Below are 18,924 nucleotides of genomic sequence, written 5' to 3' on the forward strand. Positions count from 1 at the left end.
AACACCTACCATCGCCGCCCCTATAGAATATTACGATAACAGTTCCTTGAACATCCCGTTTTTCTCGGAAAGTTCCGGATAGTTTCCGGCTTCCGCCAGTCCGCCGCGGTCGAAGAGCAGGATCCGGTCGAACACCTCTGCCATCCGGGCATTGGAAAGCACCCAGATGATTGCCGGCCGCTGGCCTTCTTCGTGAAGGTCTTCGACGATGTTGCGGGTGATCTGATCCTGAACGCGCTGGTCTAGCGCCGATAGCGGCCGATTGAAGATGAAATAGTCCGAGCGTTTCAACAGCGCGCGGGCAAGGTTCAGCTTCTGCCGCTGCACCATAGTCAGCCGCTTGCCGCCGGAGCCGACGTCGAATTCGAGGCCGATCGACAGAACATCGTCATAAAGGTCGAGCGCGTCGAAGAGCTCGCCCATGATGCCGCGGATGCGATCGGAGGCGTCGGCCTGCTGATAGGCGATGCGGCCGAAGAGCACATTGTCCATCAGGCTTGCAGACGGGGTGAAACGCTCGGCGTCGTAGCGCTCGATCAGCTCGGCGAGATCGGCCGGAATATGCTCGTGAAACTGCTTGCGGGCGTTGACGATCTTGCCCATCAGCTCGTCCGTCAGCAAGCCGAAGCGGTGGCGCGGCTCGATATAGGCAAAACTCAGCCGGATGATGGCCGAACGTTCCTCGGGCGTCGCGTCTTCGAAGCGGCGGCTTTGCAGTTTCTGCAGCAGCGCCTGATAGGTCGGAATGTCATCCGCCGTCATGAAGGTCAGCTGCTGGAAGAACGGATGGTCCGGCGGCAGATCATGGAAGAGTTCCACCGCATTCTCGGCGATCTCCAGGCCCATGGCATAGAGATCGGTGCTGAGGCCGGTTTCGCGGAACAGCTGCTGGAAATAGGGATGCGCGGCCAGCCTGCGATTGGTCATCAGCGGCCGCTTCATCGTGCCGAAGAGCAGGTTCTCGCCAACCGTCGCCTGGCCGTTATAGGCGTCGAAATCGAAAGGCACGACGATCGTGTCGAGCCCTTCGTCGCGCAGCCGGTCCCGGAGCGAGGCACGCAGTGCGACGACGTGATCGCTGACGGCCACATGCACGTCGGTGTTGACGGTCGATCGCAGCGCCAGATCCAGAATGTCCTGCGAGATCATCACGGCGTCGAGCACCGGGCGGATCGCTTTCAAAAGGTCTTCCGGCCCGCTGGCGCCGGCTGCCTTATAGTCCACCCAGTCGCTGTTGAGGTCGAGCGTCGGATTGCCGGCCTTCACCGCCTCGATGGAATGCCATTTGTATTCCAGCGCTTCCTGCTCGTCGTAGACCGGATCGGTCATCGGCGCGTGCTTGAGGCCGTAGAGCAGATTGCTGGCAAGCGTGCCATGGAAGAAGAAGGTGTCGGCCGAGGCGTAGGAGATGCGCCGGCCGGTGATCGATTCCGGCATAGCCAACAGGTCCTGCCCGTCGATGGTGATGCGGCCGGAATCCGGCCAGACCATGCGTCCGAGCGCTTCGGCGAAGGCTTCCGCGCCGCTGCCGTTCGGGCCGACGATCGCAACTGTCTCGTTCGGCTTGATCTCGACGGAGACGTGGTCGACCAGGCGGGCGCCGCTGTCATCGGAGAGTGAGAGGTTGGTGACAACGAACGCATGCGTCAGCGGACCCACCGGGGCAGTGGCGAGCTCCTGGATGCGGCTGTCGATCAGCGGCTCGACATTGAACTGCTCATAGACCTGCTGGTACTTCACCTGCACGTCCTGGCGCATCTGGTCCCAGTCGATCAGTTCCTTCAGCGGCCCGGGCAGGTCCTTATAGGCTGATATGACGGCGACGAGCTGGCCGATATCGAGCCTGCCCTGCAGCGCCAGGTAGCCGCCGATCGCGTAGAACAGGAAAGGGGTGACCTGGGCGAGGAAGTTGTTGATGAACTTCACCAGGAACTTCCACTGGTAAAGGTCGTAGCGGATCGAAAAGATCCGGCCAAGCCGCGAGGCGATGTCGGCGCGTTCGAGGTTGGAGGTGTCGTTGCCGTGGATCGTGCCAATGCCGTCGACGATTTCGCCGACGCGGCCGGAAAGCTCGCGTGCCGTCAGCTGCCGCTGGCGGCCGAGCTCCAGCAGCCGCTTGCGCATGCGAGGGATGATGATGGCCTGGACGCCGACGATGCCGGCGGCGATCATGCCGAGCCAGAAATTCTGGACGATGATGAAGGCGAGTGCGGTGATCGCCTGGCCGCCGAGAAGGGCAGGCGAGACGAAGGCATCGCCGGTGAAACCGCCCATCGGCTCTACCTCGTCCTTGATCATGGTGGCGATCTCGGCGGATTTTACCCGCTTGAAATGAATGGGCGGAAAACGCAGCACCCGGTCGACCAGCTCGAAGCGGATACGGCGCAGCATGCGCTCGCCAAGCCGGCCCTTATAGGTGTTGATATAGAACTTGAAGAGGCCGTTCAGCACCACCAGCGCCAGGAACACCAGGCTAAGGGCCATCAGCATCTGGAAGCGGTTGAGCTGCAAGCCTTGAAAGAACTCGACATGGCCGATCAGCGGGATGTCGTAGGCAATGTGCATGAAGGTCTGCCGTGCGCCCGGACCTTCGAAGCCGTCACCCTGGATCGGTCCGTTGACGATCTGCTTCGGCAGGTCGAAGGACAGGAAGTAGGGCACCATCGAGGCGGCGACGACAGCCAGAATCCACAGCTGCTGCAGCCGCGTGTTTTTCCAGATGTAGCGGGCGAGGCTTTTTTCCATGGCTAACCGTCAGCTTGCTGGGAAATTCCGGGGGCCGGGATGGGGAGGAATGTTGAGAACAGGACCATGCAGCCGGACCGCCGATATCGCAATGAAAACAAGGCGAAGCGACCGGCTGCAGAAACGCCGATTCTCGCCGGAACATTGCTTATATCACAGGAATTTTGGATTAGGCGAGCGATTCGGCCAGCATGGAGCGAATGATGCCAGCGGTTTTCTCGGCGCCGTCGAGATCGAGCAATACCGGCTCGCGGCGCGCCGTGGCGAGCGCCTTTTCGACGGCCTCTTTCACATGGCCAGCCGTCAGTCCGGTTTCCGGCAGGATATCGGCCAGATCAAGCGCCTGCAGCCGCTCGGCGCGCACCGTCTGCTCGGTCTCGCCGCCGACAACGAAGGGGATGAGGATCGCCCGGCATTCGGTGCGCAGGAGGTCGCCGACCGTGTTATAGCCGGCCTGCGAGATCGAAACCTTGGCGCCGCGCAGTAGCGAGGGAAAATCCTTGCGGAAGCGCACCAGCGTCACATTCGCAGGCGCGTCCTGCGACAGCGCGGCGAAATCGGCTTCCGGCAGGTTGGGACCCGATATCAGCAGCCAGCGGAGATCGGCGGGCAGCATCGCCGCCGCCTCTTTCGCCGCACCGATCAGCGCGGCGCCGACCGCGCCGCCGCCCGCCGATGCGATGATATCGAATATCTCGGTCGGTTCCGGCGCCGGCGGCGCTGCGACGAGGCCGGTATAACGCAGCCTGTCGGCGATCTCCCCTGTCAGCGGGAACGTGTCTTCGAGCCTGACGAAGCTCGGATCGCCGTGGACCAGCACGGCATCGAAATGCGCTTTGACCAGGGCGGCGGTTTCCGCGTCGCGGCCGGCCTTGCGGTTTTCCTGCAGGATGTCGCGCACCGAGCTCAAGAGTTTCGGTCGGGGCTCGGCCTTGTCGATTGCGGCAAGCAAAGGCAGCAGTTCGAAGCGCATCTGCCGGCGGCCGAAGGGAAAGGCTTCGATGATGACGACATCGGGCCTTGCTGCATGAAAGGCGTCAAGTAGCAGATCGCGGCGGGCATGGAGGAAATCCTCGCCCGCTGGCCGGCCATCGGCATCGGCGAGACCGGAGAAACCGGCATTGCTGGCAACGACCGCCGGCAAGGCCACGGTCTTCACACCCTCGCCCGGAAAACCCGGAACCGGCAGGCCGCCGGTGATGACGGTGACGTCGAAACCATCCTTGGCAAGCGCACTGGCGATGCGGCTGGCGCGGGCTATGTGGCCGATGCCGAGCAGGTGCTGGACGTAGAAGAAGATGCGCGGTGCCGTCATGACGCCTTCTGCCATTCGGCCTCGAACAGGCCGGTGAGCTGTCTGATGCTGGAGTGATAGTCGAAATCTTCGCGCACCCGCTTTTCGGCGGCGTCGCCGAGGCGCTTGCGCAGGGCCGGGTCGCGGATTGCCGCCTCCAGCGCTTTGGCAAGCAGCGCCGGATCCTCTGGCGGCACCACCAGGCCGTTTTCACCGTCCGTCAGCAGCTCCGGCACGCCGGATACGTCGGTCGAGAGGCAGGCGAGCCGCTGGCTCGCGGCTTCCACAAGCACGTTCGGCAGGCCGTCGCGGTCGCCGTTGGCGGCGATCCGGCAGGCAAGCGCGAAGAGGTCGGCGCGGCGATAATGATCGAGCACGTCTTCCTGCGCCATGGCGCCCTTCCAGACGATGCGGTCGGCAAGGCCGAGTTCGGCTGCCAGCGCCTTCAGCCTCGCAAGCTCCTCGCCGCCGCCGATATGCTCCATGCGCCAGTGGAGGTCGGCGGGCAACAGGGCCAGCGCGCGCAGCAGCACGTCGTAGCCCTTCTTTTCGACGGCGCGGCCGACGCTAAGGATGAAGGCGGGATCGGCGGGGTCGCTGCCGGTCCTGTCCGAACGCTCGCCGGCAAAATGGCCGAAACGGGCAAGATCGAGCCCGTGGTAACTTAGGTGCACCGCATCCTTGCGGGACGTCAGTGCGCGCATGTGCTCATAGCCCGTCCTGGTGCAGGTGACGGCCCAGCGGGCACTGCCGAGTTTCTCGTGCAACTCCCAGTCGGGTGACGTCCATATGTCCTTGGCATGCGCCGAACAGGTCCAGGGCGTGCCGGTGAGGATGCTCGCATATTCCGTCACCGAAGCCGGTGTGTGGATGAAATGGGCATGCAGCCATTGCCCGCCGTCCGGCCATTCTCGTCCCAGCACCAGTGCCTGGCCAAGACGGCGGAAGCGGTTGCGGGAGAGGTCGCGCGTGAGGTCGGCGAGGAAGCGTTTGATCAGCGCCTTGAAGCCCGGTTTGGAAAAACCGGCGACCAGGCCCTTCAGCACGCGGATCGGCTCTTCATGCAGATATTCCGGCAGGTAGACGACCCGCGCCCTGATCTCGTCATGCACGGGATGGCGCTTCTTGTCGGTCGGCCGGCGCATCGAAATCAGCGTGAGGTCGAAGCCGGCCTTTTCGAGGCCGAGCAGCTCCTGGGCGATGAAGGTTTCCGAAAGGCGGGGATAGCCTTTCAGCACGACGAGGATCTTGCGGCGTGGCGGCAAGGCTGTTCCCTATTCCGCGCCGACGAGGGAAAGGTGGCTGCCGCGGCCGTCGATCCATCGGCCGACGGTCTGCGAGATGTGGTCCAGCCCCTCGAGATGCATATTGCTGCCGCTCTTTGATGGCGGCAGCCGGGAGGGAAGACGCTTCAGAGCCTCGGCCATGATGGTCGGATCGACCGATTGTTCCGGCAGCAGCATGTCGACGAGTCCGAGCTCGCTTGCCCGCTGGGCGCGCAGCAACTGTTCCTCGCGCGGCTTGACGCGCGGCACAATGAGGGCCGGCTTGTCGAAGGAGAGGATCTCGCAATAGGTGTTGTAGCCGCCCATCGCGACGACGCCGGTGGCGCCGTCGATCAGCTCTTCCATGTGGTTGTCGAACTCGATCACCTCGATATACGGGATGGCTTCGCCCTTCTGCACCAGCTTGGCGCGCTCGGCGGCCGGCATATAGGGTCCGAGCACGACGAGCGCCTTCTGCGTCAGCGTCGGATCGGCCTCGTAGGCGTTCATGACGTCGTGGACGAGATCGGAGCCGTCGCCGCCGCCGCCTGTGGTGACCAGGAGGTAATTGTCCTTGCGGGCGTTGACCGAGGTCTTGCCCTTGGAGACGCTGCGCTGCAGAAAACCGACGAAATCCATCTTCCGGCGCAGGCTGGCCGGCACGTCGAGACCAACAAGCGGATCGTAGAAATCAGGCGGGCCATAGACCCAGACGCTGTCGTAATATTGGTCGATCTTCTGCATGATGCCGTTCCTCTTCCACTCGGCGTCGAGCAGATGCGGCGCGTCCATGACTTCGCGCAGGCCGAGCACCAGCACGGTGCCGCGGGCCTTGAGATAGGCCAGAGTATCCTCGACCTCCCCTTTCAGTCCCATCGGCTCCTTGTCGACGATGAAAATATCGGGCTGGAAGGTCTCGGCCGTATGGCGGATGCTCGATTCGCGCATTTTCAGCGTCTCGTGCAGGTCGATATGGCTGGCGAGCGACGTATATTCGCCGTTGCGGAGCTTGATGACGCTCGGGATCTTCACGAAGTCGACGCGGGCGCGGTAATCGAACGCGCCGGCGATCGTCGCCCCTGAAATGATCAGGATGTTGAGGCCGCGATAATCCTCGACCAGCGCATGGGCGATGGCGCGACAGCGGCGCAGGTGGCCGAGACCGAAGGTGTCGTGGCTGTACATGAGGATGCGCGCATCTTCGAGTCGTCTGGACATGGGCATCCCTTCTGGGCTGAGCAACATGGTTAGTACCCCCACCGTCCGGAGGCCAGGAGATGGGGGCGGTGCCGTGAGGCGCCGCGGAACTTCCTGCTATTTGTAGGGATCTGCCGCATCACGCAAGCCGTCTCCCAGAAAGTTGAACGCCAAAATGACAAGAACAACAGGAATGATCGGATAGAGCAACCAAGGATAAAAGGCGATGACGCTGACGCTTTTTGCCTCGGTCAGCAGAATACCCCAGCTGGTGATCGGCGGGCGAAGACCGAGGCCCAAGAAGGAGAGTGCGGTCTCGCCGAGGATCATGCCGGGGATTGAAATCGTCGCCGAGGCAATGAGATGCGACATGAAACCCGGCACCAGATGCCGGCCGATGATGCGCGGCGTGCTGGCGCCCATCAGCTGTGCCGCCTGGACGTAGTCCTCCTCGCGCAACGCCAGCAGCTTGGAGCGCACCGCGCGGGCAAGCCCCGTCCAGTCGATGATGCCGAGGATGACGGTGATGCCGAAATAGATGACGATCGGGCTCCAGGTCACCGGCATGATCGCCGCCAGCGCCATCCACAGCGGCAGGCTCGGCAGCGATTGCAGCACTTCGATCAGGCGCTGGACGATGAGATCGAAAATGCCGCCGCGATAACCGGCAAGGCCGCCGATGACGATGCCGAGCACGAAGCTGATCGAAATGCCGATCAGACCGATCGTCAGCGATATCCGTGCGCCGTAGAGAATGCGCGACAGCACGTCACGGCCGAGCCGGTCAGTGCCGAGCAGGAACATCTGCCCGCCGATTGCCGGGCAGACCAGATGATAGTTCGAGGCGGCAATTCCCCAGAATTTATAGGCATCGCCGCGGCAGAAGAAACGGATCGGCTGCACGTCGTTCGTCTTGTCGGCATAGACGCGGTGCAGAGTGTCGAGATCGAGCGTCATGCTGCGGCCGTAGACGAACGGACCGACGAAGCTGCCCTTGTCGAAGAAATGGATGCTTTGCGGCGGCGCATGGATGAAATCGACGTTGCGCGTGTGCAGACCGTAGGGCGCCAGGAATTCGACGATCAGGATCATCAGGTAGACGAGGGCGAGAAAGATGCCGGAGATCAAGGCCAGCTTGTGCTGCTTGAACTTCCACCACATCAGCTGCTTTTGCGAGGCGAGATGGATGCGCGATTGCGCCGCCGTCATGGTCTCGGTCGCCAAGGGGTCGAAAGGCGCGGTCGAGACATAATGCGGAAGCGGCGCGCCGGGTGCGGGAAGGGGCGACATTATTTGGTGCTCCTGCCTTGCAGACGGATGCGGGGATCGAGAAAGCCGAGGGCGATGTCGGAGATCAAAACGCCGATGACGTTGAGGAAGGCCAAAAACATCAGGAACGAGCCGGCGAGATACATGTCCTGGCTCTGCAGCGCCTTGATGAGCATCGGTCCCGTCGTCTCCAGCGACAGGACGATTGCAACGATCTCGGCGCCCGAGATGATCGACGGCAGGATCGAGCCGATGTCGGCGACGAAGAAGTTGAGCGCCATGCGCAGCGGATATTTGAGCAGCGCCCGCATCGGATGCAGACCCTTGGCGCGCGCTGTCGTCACATATTGCTTCTGCATCTCGTCGAGCAGGTTGGCGCGCAAGCGGCGGATCATGCCGGCGGTGCCGGCCGTGCCGACGATGATGACGGGGATCCAGAGATGGGAGAGGATCGACCGCGCCTTCTCCCAGCTCATCGGCGCCGAGATATATTGCTGGTCCATCAGATGGCCGATCGAGATGCCGAACCAGATATTGGCGAAATACATCAGGATCAGCGCCAGCATGAAGTTCGGTATGGCGATGCCGAGCAGGCCGAAGAAGGTCAGCCCGTAATCGCTCCAGCTATACTGGTGCGTGGCCGAATAGATGCCGATTGGAAAGGCGATCAGCCAGGTAAGCAGGATAGTGGTGAAGGAGACGAGGATCGTCAGCCACAGGCGCTCGCCGACGACGTCGGAGACCGGCAGCTGGTATTCGAAGGAATAGCCGAAATCGCCGTGCAGCATGCCGCCGACCCAGTAGAAATAGCGCACGATCTCCGGCTTGTCGAAGCCGTATTGCTGGCGCATCTCCTCGATTTCCTGGAGGTTGGCGGTCTCGCCGGAGGCGCGCAGTTCGGCGATCTGGCTTTCGAAGAAGTCGCCCGGCGGCAGCTCGATGATGGTGAAAACCAGCGCTGAAATGACGAAGAGCGTCGGCACCATGGCGGCGATGCGCCAGAGAATGTATCTGAGCACGCCTCAGGCCTCCTTGTACCAGAATGTATCCGGCATGTAGATGCCGAGATAGGAGGTGGGATCGAAGCCGTAGAGGGCTTTCTCCGGCAGGTTCTGCAGCTTGGCGGCGCAAAGGACCGGCTGCAGCGTGCTGTTGATCAGCCCGATCGAGAACACCTGCTGCGTATAGAGCGACAGCATCTTGTGCCAGATCACCTGGCGCTCCTCGAATTTCGCCGTCGAGCCCCATTGGCCGAGCAGGTCGACCAGTTCGGCTGCTTCCGGCAAGTCCGGTGCGGCGCCCTCCTGGCCGGCGGAGAGGTAATGCATGCCCCAGAGCGGCCATTGCAGCTGATCGTCGAGCGTCGGCGCCAGCCCTGAGGGCGACATGTCGGCCGTCGGCACGCCATTGTCGAGCCCGTACCAGATCGACATCATGATCGAGCCGCTCATGGCGCGGTTGCGGAAGACGTCGCGCTGCGAGGTGCGGGTATAGAGCGCAAGGCCGATATTGGCCCAGTGATCGTGGACCAGCTCCAGCACGTCGGTATCGAGATTGCTCTCGCCGGCGGTTTCGACGGTGATCTCGGCGCGCCGCCCGTCCGGCAACAGCCGGATGCCGTCATCGCCGCGCTGGGTCAGGCCGAGCTCATCGAGCAGGCGGTTGGCCTCGTCGACATCGAACTTCACGAAGGCATCGGCATATTCCTGTTTGAACAGCGGACTGTCGGGTAGGACGGTATCGGCACTCGGCGTGCCGAGGCCGTAGAAGGCGACCATGTTGATCTCGTGCCGGTCGATCGCCAGCGACAAGGCGCGGCGCAGGCGCACGTCGCGGAAAAGGCCGCGCCACACCTCGTCGGCGCAGTTGAGGTTCGGCAACAGCGTGATGCGCGAGCCGCGCGCCACCTTCCAGAGATTGACCTTCACCGGGAAGCGCTTCTCGGCCTCCTTCAGGAAGGTGTAGTCGTTGAAATCGATGCCGGTCGCCTGCAGGTCGGCCTCGCCGGCACCCGCCTTGGCGGCGATGATCGACGAGGAGGAGACGTTGAGAATGAACCGGTCGAGATAGGGAAGCTGCCTGCCGGTCTCGTCGACGCGGTGGAAGAACGGATTGCGATCGAAGACGAATTGTTCGGCCGGCAGCGGCGTCGTATTGCGCCAGGGATCGAGCGTCGGCAGGTTGGGATTCTCAGGCCGGTAGGAGCGGGCCATCTTGATGTGCAGGTCCTGCCACTTCTTGACGCGGTTGGCCTGCATCATCTGGTCCATCTTCGCCTGGTCAGGCTGGAACTTCTTATGGAACTGCTTGAGATAATGCGCAGGCCCGACGATGACCAGCGGGATGGGGCCGGCCAGCGTCGGCAGGAACATCGGGTTGGGTTTATCCCAGGTGTAGCGCACCGTCAGCGGATCGAGCATCTCGAAGCGCGGCAGGCTGCCATGAGGGCGAAGCTCCAGCGCACCGCCGCCGGGCGTCAGCTTGTCGTTCAGGATGACGTCTTCCCACCAGTAGCGGAAATCGTCGGCCGTGAACGGCTGGCCGTCTGACCATTTATGGCCCTCGCGCAGCGTGAAGGTGAAGACGGTGTCGTCCTCCGAGCGGAAATCGGCGAGGATATCCGGCTGGAACTGCAGGTGCTTGTTGTAGCCGACCATGCGGGCATAGCCGTAGATCGTCATGAAGCGGATGTCGCGCTGGCTGCCGATGATGGTGCGCACCGTGCCGCCGTAGCTGCCGGGTGCAAGCCCCATTTCCTTCAGGTTGACGATGCGAGGGCGAGCGGGAATGCGCTCGGCCATCGGCGGCAGGCTGCCGGATGTGAGCTGGTCCTTGAGGAATTCCGGCTCGCCGGCCTGTTGCGCCCGAAGCACCGCCGGCGCGATCGCTGCGCCGACAAGGCCGCCCAGAAAAATGCGACGCGTCACCATCCGCGCAACTCCTTGGCATCGGCGCCTTTGCGGGCGCGCACCAGATGGCCGTCGCCGAGATCGGCATAGGCAAGCTCGGAGGCGTCGTCATGCGCGGCGGTGAAGGTCGCGCCCCAGTTCTGCTTGTCGGCAGCGCCGTTTTCCCGGAGCGCCTTGAAATCGAGCGGCCGGTCGAGATCGGGGAAGGGGACGGCGGCGAGCAGCGATTTCGTATAGGGGTGCACCGGGTCGCGCAGGATGATCTCGCGCGGCGCGATCTCGACGATGCGGCCCTTGCACATCACCGCGATGCGGTCGGCCATGTAATCGACGACGGCGAGATTATGCGAGATGAAGAGATAGGTCAGCCCCAGCTCTTTTTGCAGATCCTTCAGCAGATTGAGGATCTGCGCCTGGACGGAAACGTCGAGAGCCGAGACCGGCTCGTCGAGGATGACGAGCTTCGGGCCGAGCGCCAGGGCGCGGGCGATGCCGATGCGCTGGCGCTGGCCGCCCGAAAAACTATGCGGGTAGCGGCTGAGATAACGCTTGTCGAGGCCGATCGCCGCCATCAAGCCTTCGACCTTGCGCTTGCGCTCGTCACTGTCGCCGCGGTCGTGGATCTCCAGCGGTTCGCTGAGGATGTTGCGCACCGTCATGCGCGGCGAGAGCGAGGAGACCGGATCCTGGAACACCATCTGGATCTTGGTGCGCATATCCTGCAACGCTTCGCCGCGCACCGAAAGCACGTCGATTACGTCCTTGCCGTCGTTGAACACCACCGCGCCGCTGTCGGGTGTGATGGCGCGCATCAGGATCTTGCTGAGCGTCGTCTTGCCGCAACCGGATTCGCCGACCAGGCCGAGGCATTCACCGCGGCGGATGTCGAAGCTGACGTCGTCGACGGCGTGCACGACGGCGGCTTCGTGCTTGCCGAGGAAACTGCGCTTGCGCGTCTTATAGGTTTTCGAGAGGTTGGCGACCGAAAGCAGTGTGCCCGGCGCCTCCGCCTGCAACGGCTTCTTCTTGCCGACGAGGGTCTCGAGATTGACCGGCACGTCGCGCAGCGCCTTCAGCCGCTCGCCGGGTTTCATGTCGAAATGCGGAACGGCGGCCATCAGCGCCTTGAGATAGGGATGCTGCGGATTGCGGAAGATTGCCTCTACCGGCCCGGCCTCCATGATCTCGCCGTGATAGATGACGACCACCTCGTCGGCCATATTGGCGACGATGCCGAGATCGTGGGTGATGAGCAGCATCGCCATGCCGAGCTTGGCCTGCAGATCGCGCAGCAGCTCGAGGATCTGCGCCTGGATCGTCACGTCGAGCGCCGTTGTCGGCTCGTCGGCGATCAGCAGCGCCGGCTTGCAGATCAGCGCCATGGCGATCATCGCGCGCTGGCGCATGCCGCCGGACAGTTCGAACGGATACATGTCGTAGGTGCGGTGGGGATTGGAAAAGCCGACGAGGCCGAGCATTTCCTCGGTCTTCTCCCGTGCTTCCTGCTTGTCGGCTTCGGTATGGATCAGCAGCGCTTCGCCGATCTGGTTGCCGACGGTGTGCAGCGGCGAGAGCGAGGTCATCGGCTCCTGAAAAATCGTCGCCATGCGCCGGCCGCGCAGGTCGCGCATTTCCTCGCTGTCGCGCGAGAGCGACAGAATATCGGTCGCGGTGCCGTCGAGCGGATCGGTGAAGAGGATGCGGCCGGAGGCGCTGGCCGGGTTGGGCAGAATGCCCATGACCGACTGGCTGATCACCGATTTGCCGGAGCCGGATTCGCCGACGAGAGCGGTGACCTTGCCCGGAAGGATGCGAAGATTGGCTTCCTTTACGACGCGCAGCCGGTCGCCGAAAACCGAGAAGGAAACGTCGAGATTTTCAATACGCAACAAATCGGCTGCAGACGCCATACCAATGAAATTCCCCAGTCTTCTATGTTCCCGTTGAGGCAACACTATCGTACCGCAAACGGGGTGTCTAGCAGATGACAATCAAGGGAAAACTGCCACGTCCCGCCGAAGTTCCCCAGGCGGGATGCGCAGATTTATGGCAGGAGTTTCGTGGCTTTACTGGATGAACTTCTCCATGGTTGTGCGCTCGACTTGTTTCTTCGCGTCACGGTGCAGGAGAATGACCTGCTCGGCTTCTGAAAGTCCGTTCTGGACGGCCTCGCGGAAGCTCTCGTCGACGTTGATCTCGGGGGTGGGCGCACGCGGCTGCAGCACCGTCACCTTCTGGCGGATGCCGCGCAGCTTTTCTTCGCCGAGCGTCGTCCATTCGCCGCCGCAATAACCGGCGAAGGCCTGGCTGGCGACGACCTCGCGGCCGTATTTCTTCGTCAGGATCTGCAGGCGCTGCACCTCGTTGACCGCCGAGCCGAAGGCCGAGAAGGTCAGCCGATCCTTGAGGCCGACATTGCCGAACATGACGTTGCCGACGTGCAGGCCGATGCCGTAGCCGACCTTGCTGAGGCCTTTCTGCTCGCGATCCCTGTTGAGTTCGGCAACCCGCGCCTGCGCTTGATGGACGGCGGAAAGTGCTGCCTCGCAGGCGATTTTCGACGGGTCCTTGTGGCGCCCGCAGGGGTAGACGGCGAGGAAGCCGTCGCCGAGGAAACTCAGTATCTCGCCGCCATTGCGGTTGAACGGCGCGGCGATCGCGTCGAAGAACTGGTTCAGCGTGTCGATATAGGCCTGGCGGCCTTCCTTTTCGGCATACACCGTGGATTCGCGCATGTCGCCCATGACCAGGGCGGCGCGGATCGTCTCGCCGTCGCCGCGGCGGATCTGGCCGTTCAGCACCCGCTTACCGGCATCGCCGCCGAGATAGGTGGTCAGCATGTTGTTGGCGAGCTTGCCGAGCACGGCCATCTTGGCGGCGACGGCCAGATGGTTCTGCATTCTCAGCAGCGCATCGATCATGTCGTCGGAAAAGCCGTTATGGTGGTCGGTCGACCAGGAGCCCATCATGCCCTGCACCGAACCGTCGCCGAAGGGCTGCACGAAGGCCAGGTAATCGGTGATAGCGTCCTTGCGCAGGTCCTCGAAGATCGGGAATTCGGCCGGCCCTTCCTGCATCAGCCGGCGGCGGATGTGCTGCAGATTGTTGTCGAGCAGGTAATAATAAGGGCTCTGCAGGAAGCGGTCCGGCTTCTGCCCGGCCGGCATGCGGAAGCCCTCGATGGTGACGCCACTGGCGCGCCGCCAGGTGAAGCTCAGCGCGTCGTAGAGCGGATGCAGCATCGAAAAGGTCAGATGCACGCGCGCAATCGGCAGGCCGGCGGAGGCGAGCCGTTCGCAGAAACCGCGCACAATGTTTTCCAGCTCGTCTCCGGCCAGCGAAGAGTTCGTCAGCCATTCGGCGACCCGGTCCAACAGGATGGAGGAGACGCTGGATTCGATCGTGCTCATTCTCGGTATGATCCTCATAAGCCACGCCATCCTCAAGAGCCAAAAATCCCCCGGCCGGCACATTTTCATGCGCAGGTCACAAGGAAATCAGGATGTACGAGCGGTATTATTTGTCAACGATCTGCCGAGAGCCCGGCAGCGGCACCCCTTTGCTCCCTATCGGGGGATCGGAGGGGCGGTCCTTTCACGGCGGTTCATTATCAAAAGTCAAAATAGGGATGCTGCAAATGCGAAACAATGGGATCGGCATTTTTTGTGCCCTGAAGTTGCAGCAAAGGATGGCGGCGGGGCATTTTGGCCACACCCCGGCTAAGGGGTTTTCAAATATGTCGGCGAGACCTGCCCCTCATCCGCCTGCCGAGCCGCGACCTCTCCGTTCCCACCCACCTCGCGCAGGGCACGTCCCCTCTCCCCGTTTTTACGGGGAGAGGGCTAGGGTGAGGGGAAGCCACTGGCATCGACAGGACGGCATGCCGCCGGGAAAAGAGGAACATCCGCCCCCGGGTTTAATTCACCGCAATCATGCATTAGATCAGCTTCCTGAATTTCCCCGTTTGAAAGATCCCGCCTTGGCTCTCTCCACCTTCGATACGCTTTTGCAGAAGATCGACACCCGCGCGGCGCGTGCCGGCATCATCGGGCTCGGTTATGTCGGCCTGCCGCTGGCGATGGCGGTGGCGCGCAGCGGCTTTGCGGTCACCGGCTTCGACATCGATCCCTCCAAGATGGTGGCGCTCGATGCCCGCCGCTCCTATATCGACGCGGTCAGCGACGCAGCGCTTGCCACCGAGATCAAAGCAGGACGCTTCGAGGCGACGACCGATTTCGCCGGGCTTGCCGCCTGCGACGTCATCATCATCTGCGTGCCGACGCCGCTGACCAAACACCGCGATCCCGACCTTTCCTTCGTCGAGGCGACGTCGCGCTCGATCGCCGCGCATCTGCGCCCCGGCCAGCTCGTCGTGCTGGAATCGACCACCTATCCCGGCACGACCGATGATATCGTCAAGGTCATTCTCGAAGGCACCGGGCTGAAGTCCGGTTCGGACTTCTTCGTCGGCTTCTCGCCGGAGCGGGAGGATCCCGGCAACCAGAATTATCATACCGCCACCATCCCGAAGGTCGTCGCCGGCGACGGCACTGAGGCGCTGTTCTTGATGAAGGCCTTCTACGGTGCGGCGGTCTCGACCGTCGTTCCGGTCTCCTCGAACGCGACGGCCGAGGCGGTGAAGCTTACCGAAAACATCTTCCGCTCGGTCAACATCGCCCTCGTCAACGAGCTGAAGACCGTCTATGCGGCGATGGGCATCGATGTCTGGGAAGTGATCGACGCGGCCAAGACCAAGCCCTTCGGCTATATGCCCTTCTATCCCGGCCCCGGCCTCGGCGGCCATTGCATCCCGATCGATCCCTTCTACCTCACCTGGAAATCGCGCGAATACGAGCTGCCCACCCGCTTCATCGAGCTCGCCGGCGAGATCAATTCGGCAATGCCGCGTTATGTCGTCGGCAAGCTTGCCGAAGCCCTCGACATCCGCGCCGGCAAGGCGCTGAGCCGCAGCAAGGTGCTGGTGATCGGGCTCGCCTACAAGAAGAACGTTGCCGATATCCGCGAGAGCCCATCGCTGCGGCTGATCGAGATCATTGAGGAACGCGGCGGACGGGCCGATTATCACGATCCCTTCGTCACCGAGATCCCGCCGACACGCGAATACCAGGCGCTGAAGGGCCGCCAATCGGTGGCGCTGACGCCGGAAGCGGTCGCCGGTTACGATGCGGTGCTGGTCGCGACCGACCATGACAGCGTGGATTATGCGACGCTCGCAAAAAGTGCTGCGCTGATCATCGACACGCGCAACGTCTTCAACCGGCTCGGGCTTTCTGCCGGTCACATCATCAAGGCGTGACGGCCACAGCTAAGAAGGGAGGCTCGATGGCACCCGTCGGCATTGCCTACGATGACGGCGACAAGGAAACTACCCGAACCGGTCGTTGCCGTTCCCGCTAAGTCGTTGCGTAAACCAGGATGAGATCAGCCCGTCGCCGTCAAAGCGGCGGGTTGCCTTTCTTCGGTGCGCGTCTCAGATGACGGGCGGCGTTGCAGAAAGCGACTTGCCGGTCATCCGGCTGGCGGCCACCGCATAACCGCCTGATGCACCGTCGATGAAATGCATGTGGTCGCGCGAAATCGGCGTCGGCACGAAGCAGGTCATCAGCGCCGAGGCCTGCCGATGCAGGCCGTAGCGGGCAATGCCCCTGGCCCGCGCCGCTTCCAGCAACGTCTCGATCCGTTTCAGATGTTCGGCATCGACGTCGACCGTCATCTTCAGCCCGTCGTCGAACTTGCGGAAATCGGAATTGCCGGCGACGTCGCTTTTGTAGCGGCGCGCGTCGAAGCGGCCGAGCGGAATGCCGAGCCTGTAGAACAATACGGTAACGGCGAGCTGCAGGAAGATGAAGAGCTTCTGCCGCAACCGCCGACCGGCCGGCGCGGTGGCCTTGGCCTCGCGATTGATGCCGTGCAGCGAAAAGGCGAAGTTTGGGCCGCCGGCCGGCACCGGATGGCTATCGCGGTTCTGTTCGGTGGTGATGGCGACGATACCGTTGACGAGCTCGCGGAATTCTTCGCCCGGGCGGCCTTCGCCGGGAACCGCGATGATCGAGACGATCTCGCCGTTTTGCGCATCGATCGGGCTCCAGCGGCAGGAGAGGCCGGTGAGATCTGGGCGGGTTTCCGGGGCGGCGCGGTCGACGGCGTAACGGCCGAGCTTCATCTGTCTTTCCGCCCAGCTGGTGCCACCGCCCCAGAACATCGCATAGGTGACGTGCGGGCTTGCCGAGTAACGTGCGACGCGGACGTCGAGACCCTCGGCGCGGGTGTCGGCGACGGGAACGATGGCGATGCGCAGCATCAGGCTGAGATCTTCCTCGACCCAGACCTGCACCGCGGCAAGGGCATCGCGCGCCGCCTGCTCCAGCGAACCCGGAAGCGCGATCAGCGCACCGTCGCCGCCGAAGACGAAGGGATAATCGCCCTTGCCGACGGCATTCAACACCGCCGAAATGACGCTGGCGCCCGCCATGTTGACGTCCTTGTAACGGCCGCCGGCGATTGCCTGCGTCGAGCCGACGATGTCGGCGAGCGCCAGCACCCATCCGTCCGGCAGCGGCCGATAATTGGCGGCATCGGTCACGCCCTCGAAGACGCTGAACAGCGGCACGGCGGCAAAGAATTCTTCGTCGGTCACGGTTTTCATGTCATCCAGCTTAGCACAGACCCATGTTGCCACTGCAACGCCATTTCCCATTTACGGCAATCGACTTGGCAAGGTTTCATGTGTTAGCACCCGAGCACGATTTTTCATGACGGATACGGATTAGATGAGCCGCCTCGACAGCTTCATTCGCCGGTTGACGGCCCAACGCGACATTTTGAACGCGATCATCGATCTGGTCGGCGAAACAGAGGGTCCGGTGCTGGAATTCGGCCTCGGCAATGGCCGCACCTATGATCACCTGCGCGAGAATTTCCCCGGCCGCCGCATCGTCGCCTTCGACTGGGAGGTCCGCTCCTATTCAGCCTCGACACCCGCGGCGGAAGATATGGTGACCGGCAATATCCGCGAATCCGGCCAGGCCTTCCTCGGCATCGGCGCGGCCCTTGCCCATGCCGACATCGGCACCGGCCATGACGAGATCGACGCGGTGACGCTGACCTGGCTGCCGCAGCTGATGGCCGGCGTCATCGCCCCAAACGGCATCGCCGTCAGCGGCCTGCCGCTGGAGCATGCCGAACTGGCGGCGCTGCCGCTGCCGGAGGGAATCAAGGAAGGGCGGTATTTTCTTTATCGGAGGACATAAGCCGTGGTAGCGGCGACTGTGGCGACCGAGGTTTCAACAGAAGCGAGGCGTTGCCACGATTCTCTTCTCAGCCGCAGGGAAAAGGTGCCGGCAGGCGGATGAGGGGGCTACGCGGCACGGGGAGGCGTGTAAACCACCACATTATACGATCGAATTCCCCGGGCAACGAAGTTAAAAAATCTTTCCGCCCAAGCATCGCGTTTGGATGCTGACGCGATGCAGCTGCCTCATTGCAATTTATGCGTTTGAATTGTAGCTGTTTTTCGTCGGGCTGTAGGTCCGAGCCGAAAGGTGAGCGATCACCAGACTTGCCGCTAGCACAGATGGGGCATCGAAGTGGGGTTTACTGAAGCTGCCGGCACGGTTCTGGTGCAGAAATATGCAACTTTCTCCGGCAGGGCGTCCCGCGCCGAATATTGGTGGTATGTCTTATTCTATGTTCTAGTGCTGCTTGCGATGGGCATCCTGTGCAGTTTGGTCGCCGGCTTTTCCGACTTCCGGGACGGAGTTCCGCCACCGCTCGGCCTTCTCTTCTTCCTCGGCGGATTGATTTGGCTGGCGATGTTTTTGCCAGCGATAGCAGTTCAAGTTCGCCGCTTCCATGATCGCAACATTTCCGGCTGGTGGTATCTCGCGCTGTGCGTTGCTAATTTCGTTCCCTACATGGGTCTCATTGCAGTTATTGCGATCCTGGTGATCAACGTGCTTCCGGGCACCGAAGGTCCGAACAAGTTCGGACGCGATCCGCTGCGTCCTGAAGCGCGCGCAGAAGTCTTTGCCTAACAGCATGGGCATCCGCAGCCTGCTGGTAGCTCCGTTTCTGCGGTTAGTTTCCACATGAGTTAGCGCCTGTTTTGAAGCAACCGGCTTATTGCAATTTCTGCGTTTGAATTGTAGCTGTTTTATCCGAAAAACGACTATTAAGCAGGACGTTGATAAGACTGTAGGCGCCTTGCTTGCAGCAGGCACAATGA

At 62.4% G+C, this 18,924-nt stretch carries 13 protein-coding genes; 3 read left to right on the forward strand and 10 right to left on the reverse strand.

Going from position 1 to position 18,924, the window contains the following annotated elements:
- Positions 1–30 precede the first annotated feature (30 nt).
- From HJB82_RS10885 to HJB82_RS10925, 9 genes are all read right to left on the reverse strand, one after another.
- Positions 31–2,745: an ABC transporter ATP-binding protein gene (locus tag HJB82_RS10885; RefSeq protein WP_207585453.1), complete on the reverse strand. Its 2,715-nt coding sequence runs from the start codon at positions 2,743–2,745 to the stop codon at positions 31–33.
- A 169-nt stretch (positions 2,746–2,914) separates the two neighbouring features.
- Positions 2,915–4,060 (reverse strand): glycosyltransferase family protein, encoded by a 1,146-nt coding sequence (locus HJB82_RS10890; RefSeq protein WP_221131947.1) that lies wholly within the window; start codon positions 4,058–4,060, stop codon positions 2,915–2,917.
- Positions 4,057–5,304 (reverse strand): glycosyltransferase, encoded by a 1,248-nt coding sequence (locus tag HJB82_RS10895; RefSeq protein WP_207585455.1) that lies wholly within the window; start codon positions 5,302–5,304, stop codon positions 4,057–4,059. The genes HJB82_RS10890 and HJB82_RS10895 overlap by 4 nt, the downstream gene beginning before the upstream one ends.
- Positions 5,305–5,313: 9 nt before the next feature.
- Positions 5,314–6,522 carry a glycosyltransferase family protein gene (locus HJB82_RS10900; protein ID WP_207585456.1) on the reverse strand — a complete coding sequence of 403 codons (1,209 nt, stop codon included), beginning with the start codon at positions 6,520–6,522 and terminating at the stop codon, positions 5,314–5,316.
- A gap of 96 nt (positions 6,523–6,618) precedes the next feature.
- Entirely contained in the window at positions 6,619–7,791 is a 1,173-nt protein-coding gene (locus tag HJB82_RS10905; protein WP_207585457.1) for an ABC transporter permease, read from the reverse strand.
- Positions 7,791–8,789, reverse strand: coding sequence for an ABC transporter permease (locus tag HJB82_RS10910; RefSeq protein WP_007628233.1), 999 nt, complete (start codon positions 8,787–8,789; stop codon positions 7,791–7,793). The genes HJB82_RS10905 and HJB82_RS10910 overlap by 1 nt, the downstream gene beginning before the upstream one ends.
- A 3-nt stretch (positions 8,790–8,792) precedes the next feature.
- The gene (locus tag HJB82_RS10915) at positions 8,793–10,700 is read right to left on the reverse strand and encodes an ABC transporter substrate-binding protein (RefSeq protein ID WP_207585458.1); all 1,908 of its coding nucleotides are present in this window, start codon (positions 10,698–10,700) and stop codon (positions 8,793–8,795) included.
- Positions 10,694–12,589: an ABC transporter ATP-binding protein gene (locus tag HJB82_RS10920; protein WP_207585459.1), complete on the reverse strand. Its 1,896-nt coding sequence runs from the start codon at positions 12,587–12,589 to the stop codon at positions 10,694–10,696. Before HJB82_RS10920 ends, HJB82_RS10915 begins: the two co-directional genes overlap by 7 nt.
- A 156-nt stretch (positions 12,590–12,745) precedes the next feature.
- Positions 12,746–14,089: an adenylate/guanylate cyclase domain-containing protein gene (locus HJB82_RS10925; protein WP_207585460.1), complete on the reverse strand. Its 1,344-nt coding sequence runs from the start codon at positions 14,087–14,089 to the stop codon at positions 12,746–12,748.
- A 569-nt stretch (positions 14,090–14,658) separates the two neighbouring features.
- Between HJB82_RS10925 and HJB82_RS10930 the strand changes: the two genes are divergently transcribed.
- Entirely contained in the window at positions 14,659–15,996 is a 1,338-nt protein-coding gene (locus tag HJB82_RS10930; protein WP_221139942.1) for a nucleotide sugar dehydrogenase, read from the forward strand.
- A gap of 174 nt (positions 15,997–16,170) precedes the next feature.
- Here the strand turns inward: HJB82_RS10930 and HJB82_RS10935 are convergent, their stop codons facing one another.
- Positions 16,171–17,346, reverse strand: a complete 1,176-nt coding sequence (locus HJB82_RS10935) for a DUF3095 domain-containing protein (protein ID WP_207585462.1) — start codon at positions 17,344–17,346, stop codon at positions 16,171–16,173.
- A gap of 124 nt (positions 17,347–17,470) precedes the next feature.
- Here HJB82_RS10935 and HJB82_RS10940 point away from each other — a divergent pair, with 124 nt between their 5' ends.
- Together HJB82_RS10940 and HJB82_RS10945 are read left to right on the forward strand one after the other, a co-directional pair.
- Positions 17,471–17,950 carry a class I SAM-dependent methyltransferase gene (locus HJB82_RS10940; protein WP_207585463.1) on the forward strand — a complete coding sequence of 160 codons (480 nt, stop codon included), beginning with the start codon at positions 17,471–17,473 and terminating at the stop codon, positions 17,948–17,950.
- Between the two features lie 336 nt (positions 17,951–18,286).
- A complete protein-coding gene (locus HJB82_RS10945) occupies positions 18,287–18,733 on the forward strand; it encodes a DUF805 domain-containing protein (RefSeq protein ID WP_221115617.1) in 447 nt (148 codons plus the stop codon).
- The last annotated feature ends 191 nt before the right edge of the window (positions 18,734–18,924 follow it).

Source organism: Rhizobium sp. NZLR10 (assembly GCF_019685125.1).
In the GTDB taxonomy this organism is placed as follows: Bacteria; Pseudomonadota; Alphaproteobacteria; order Rhizobiales; family Rhizobiaceae; genus Rhizobium.

What these genes read in the sequence shown, in the direction of transcription:
- HJB82_RS10885 (WP_207585453.1), bottom strand. Translation starts at nt 2,745, where the DNA reads ATGGAAAAAAGCCTCGCCCGCTACATCTGGAAAAACACGCGGCTGCAG.
- HJB82_RS10890 (WP_221131947.1), bottom strand. Translation starts at nt 4,060, where the DNA reads ATGACGGCACCGCGCATCTTCTTCTACGTCCAGCACCTGCTCGGCATC.
- HJB82_RS10900 (WP_207585456.1), bottom strand. Translation starts at nt 6,522, where the DNA reads ATGTCCAGACGACTCGAAGATGCGCGCATCCTCATGTACAGCCACGAC.
- HJB82_RS10905 (WP_207585457.1), bottom strand. Translation starts at nt 7,791, where the DNA reads ATGTCGCCCCTTCCCGCACCCGGCGCGCCGCTTCCGCATTATGTCTCG.
- HJB82_RS10915 (WP_207585458.1), bottom strand. Translation starts at nt 10,700, where the DNA reads ATGGTGACGCGTCGCATTTTTCTGGGCGGCCTTGTCGGCGCAGCGATC.
- HJB82_RS10920 (WP_207585459.1), bottom strand. Translation starts at nt 12,589, where the DNA reads ATGGCGTCTGCAGCCGATTTGTTGCGTATTGAAAATCTCGACGTTTCC.
- HJB82_RS10925 (WP_207585460.1), bottom strand. Translation starts at nt 14,089, where the DNA reads ATGAGCACGATCGAATCCAGCGTCTCCTCCATCCTGTTGGACCGGGTC.
- HJB82_RS10935 (WP_207585462.1), bottom strand. Translation starts at nt 17,346, where the DNA reads ATGAAAACCGTGACCGACGAAGAATTCTTTGCCGCCGTGCCGCTGTTC.
- HJB82_RS10940 (WP_207585463.1), top strand. Translation starts at nt 17,471, where the DNA reads ATGAGCCGCCTCGACAGCTTCATTCGCCGGTTGACGGCCCAACGCGAC.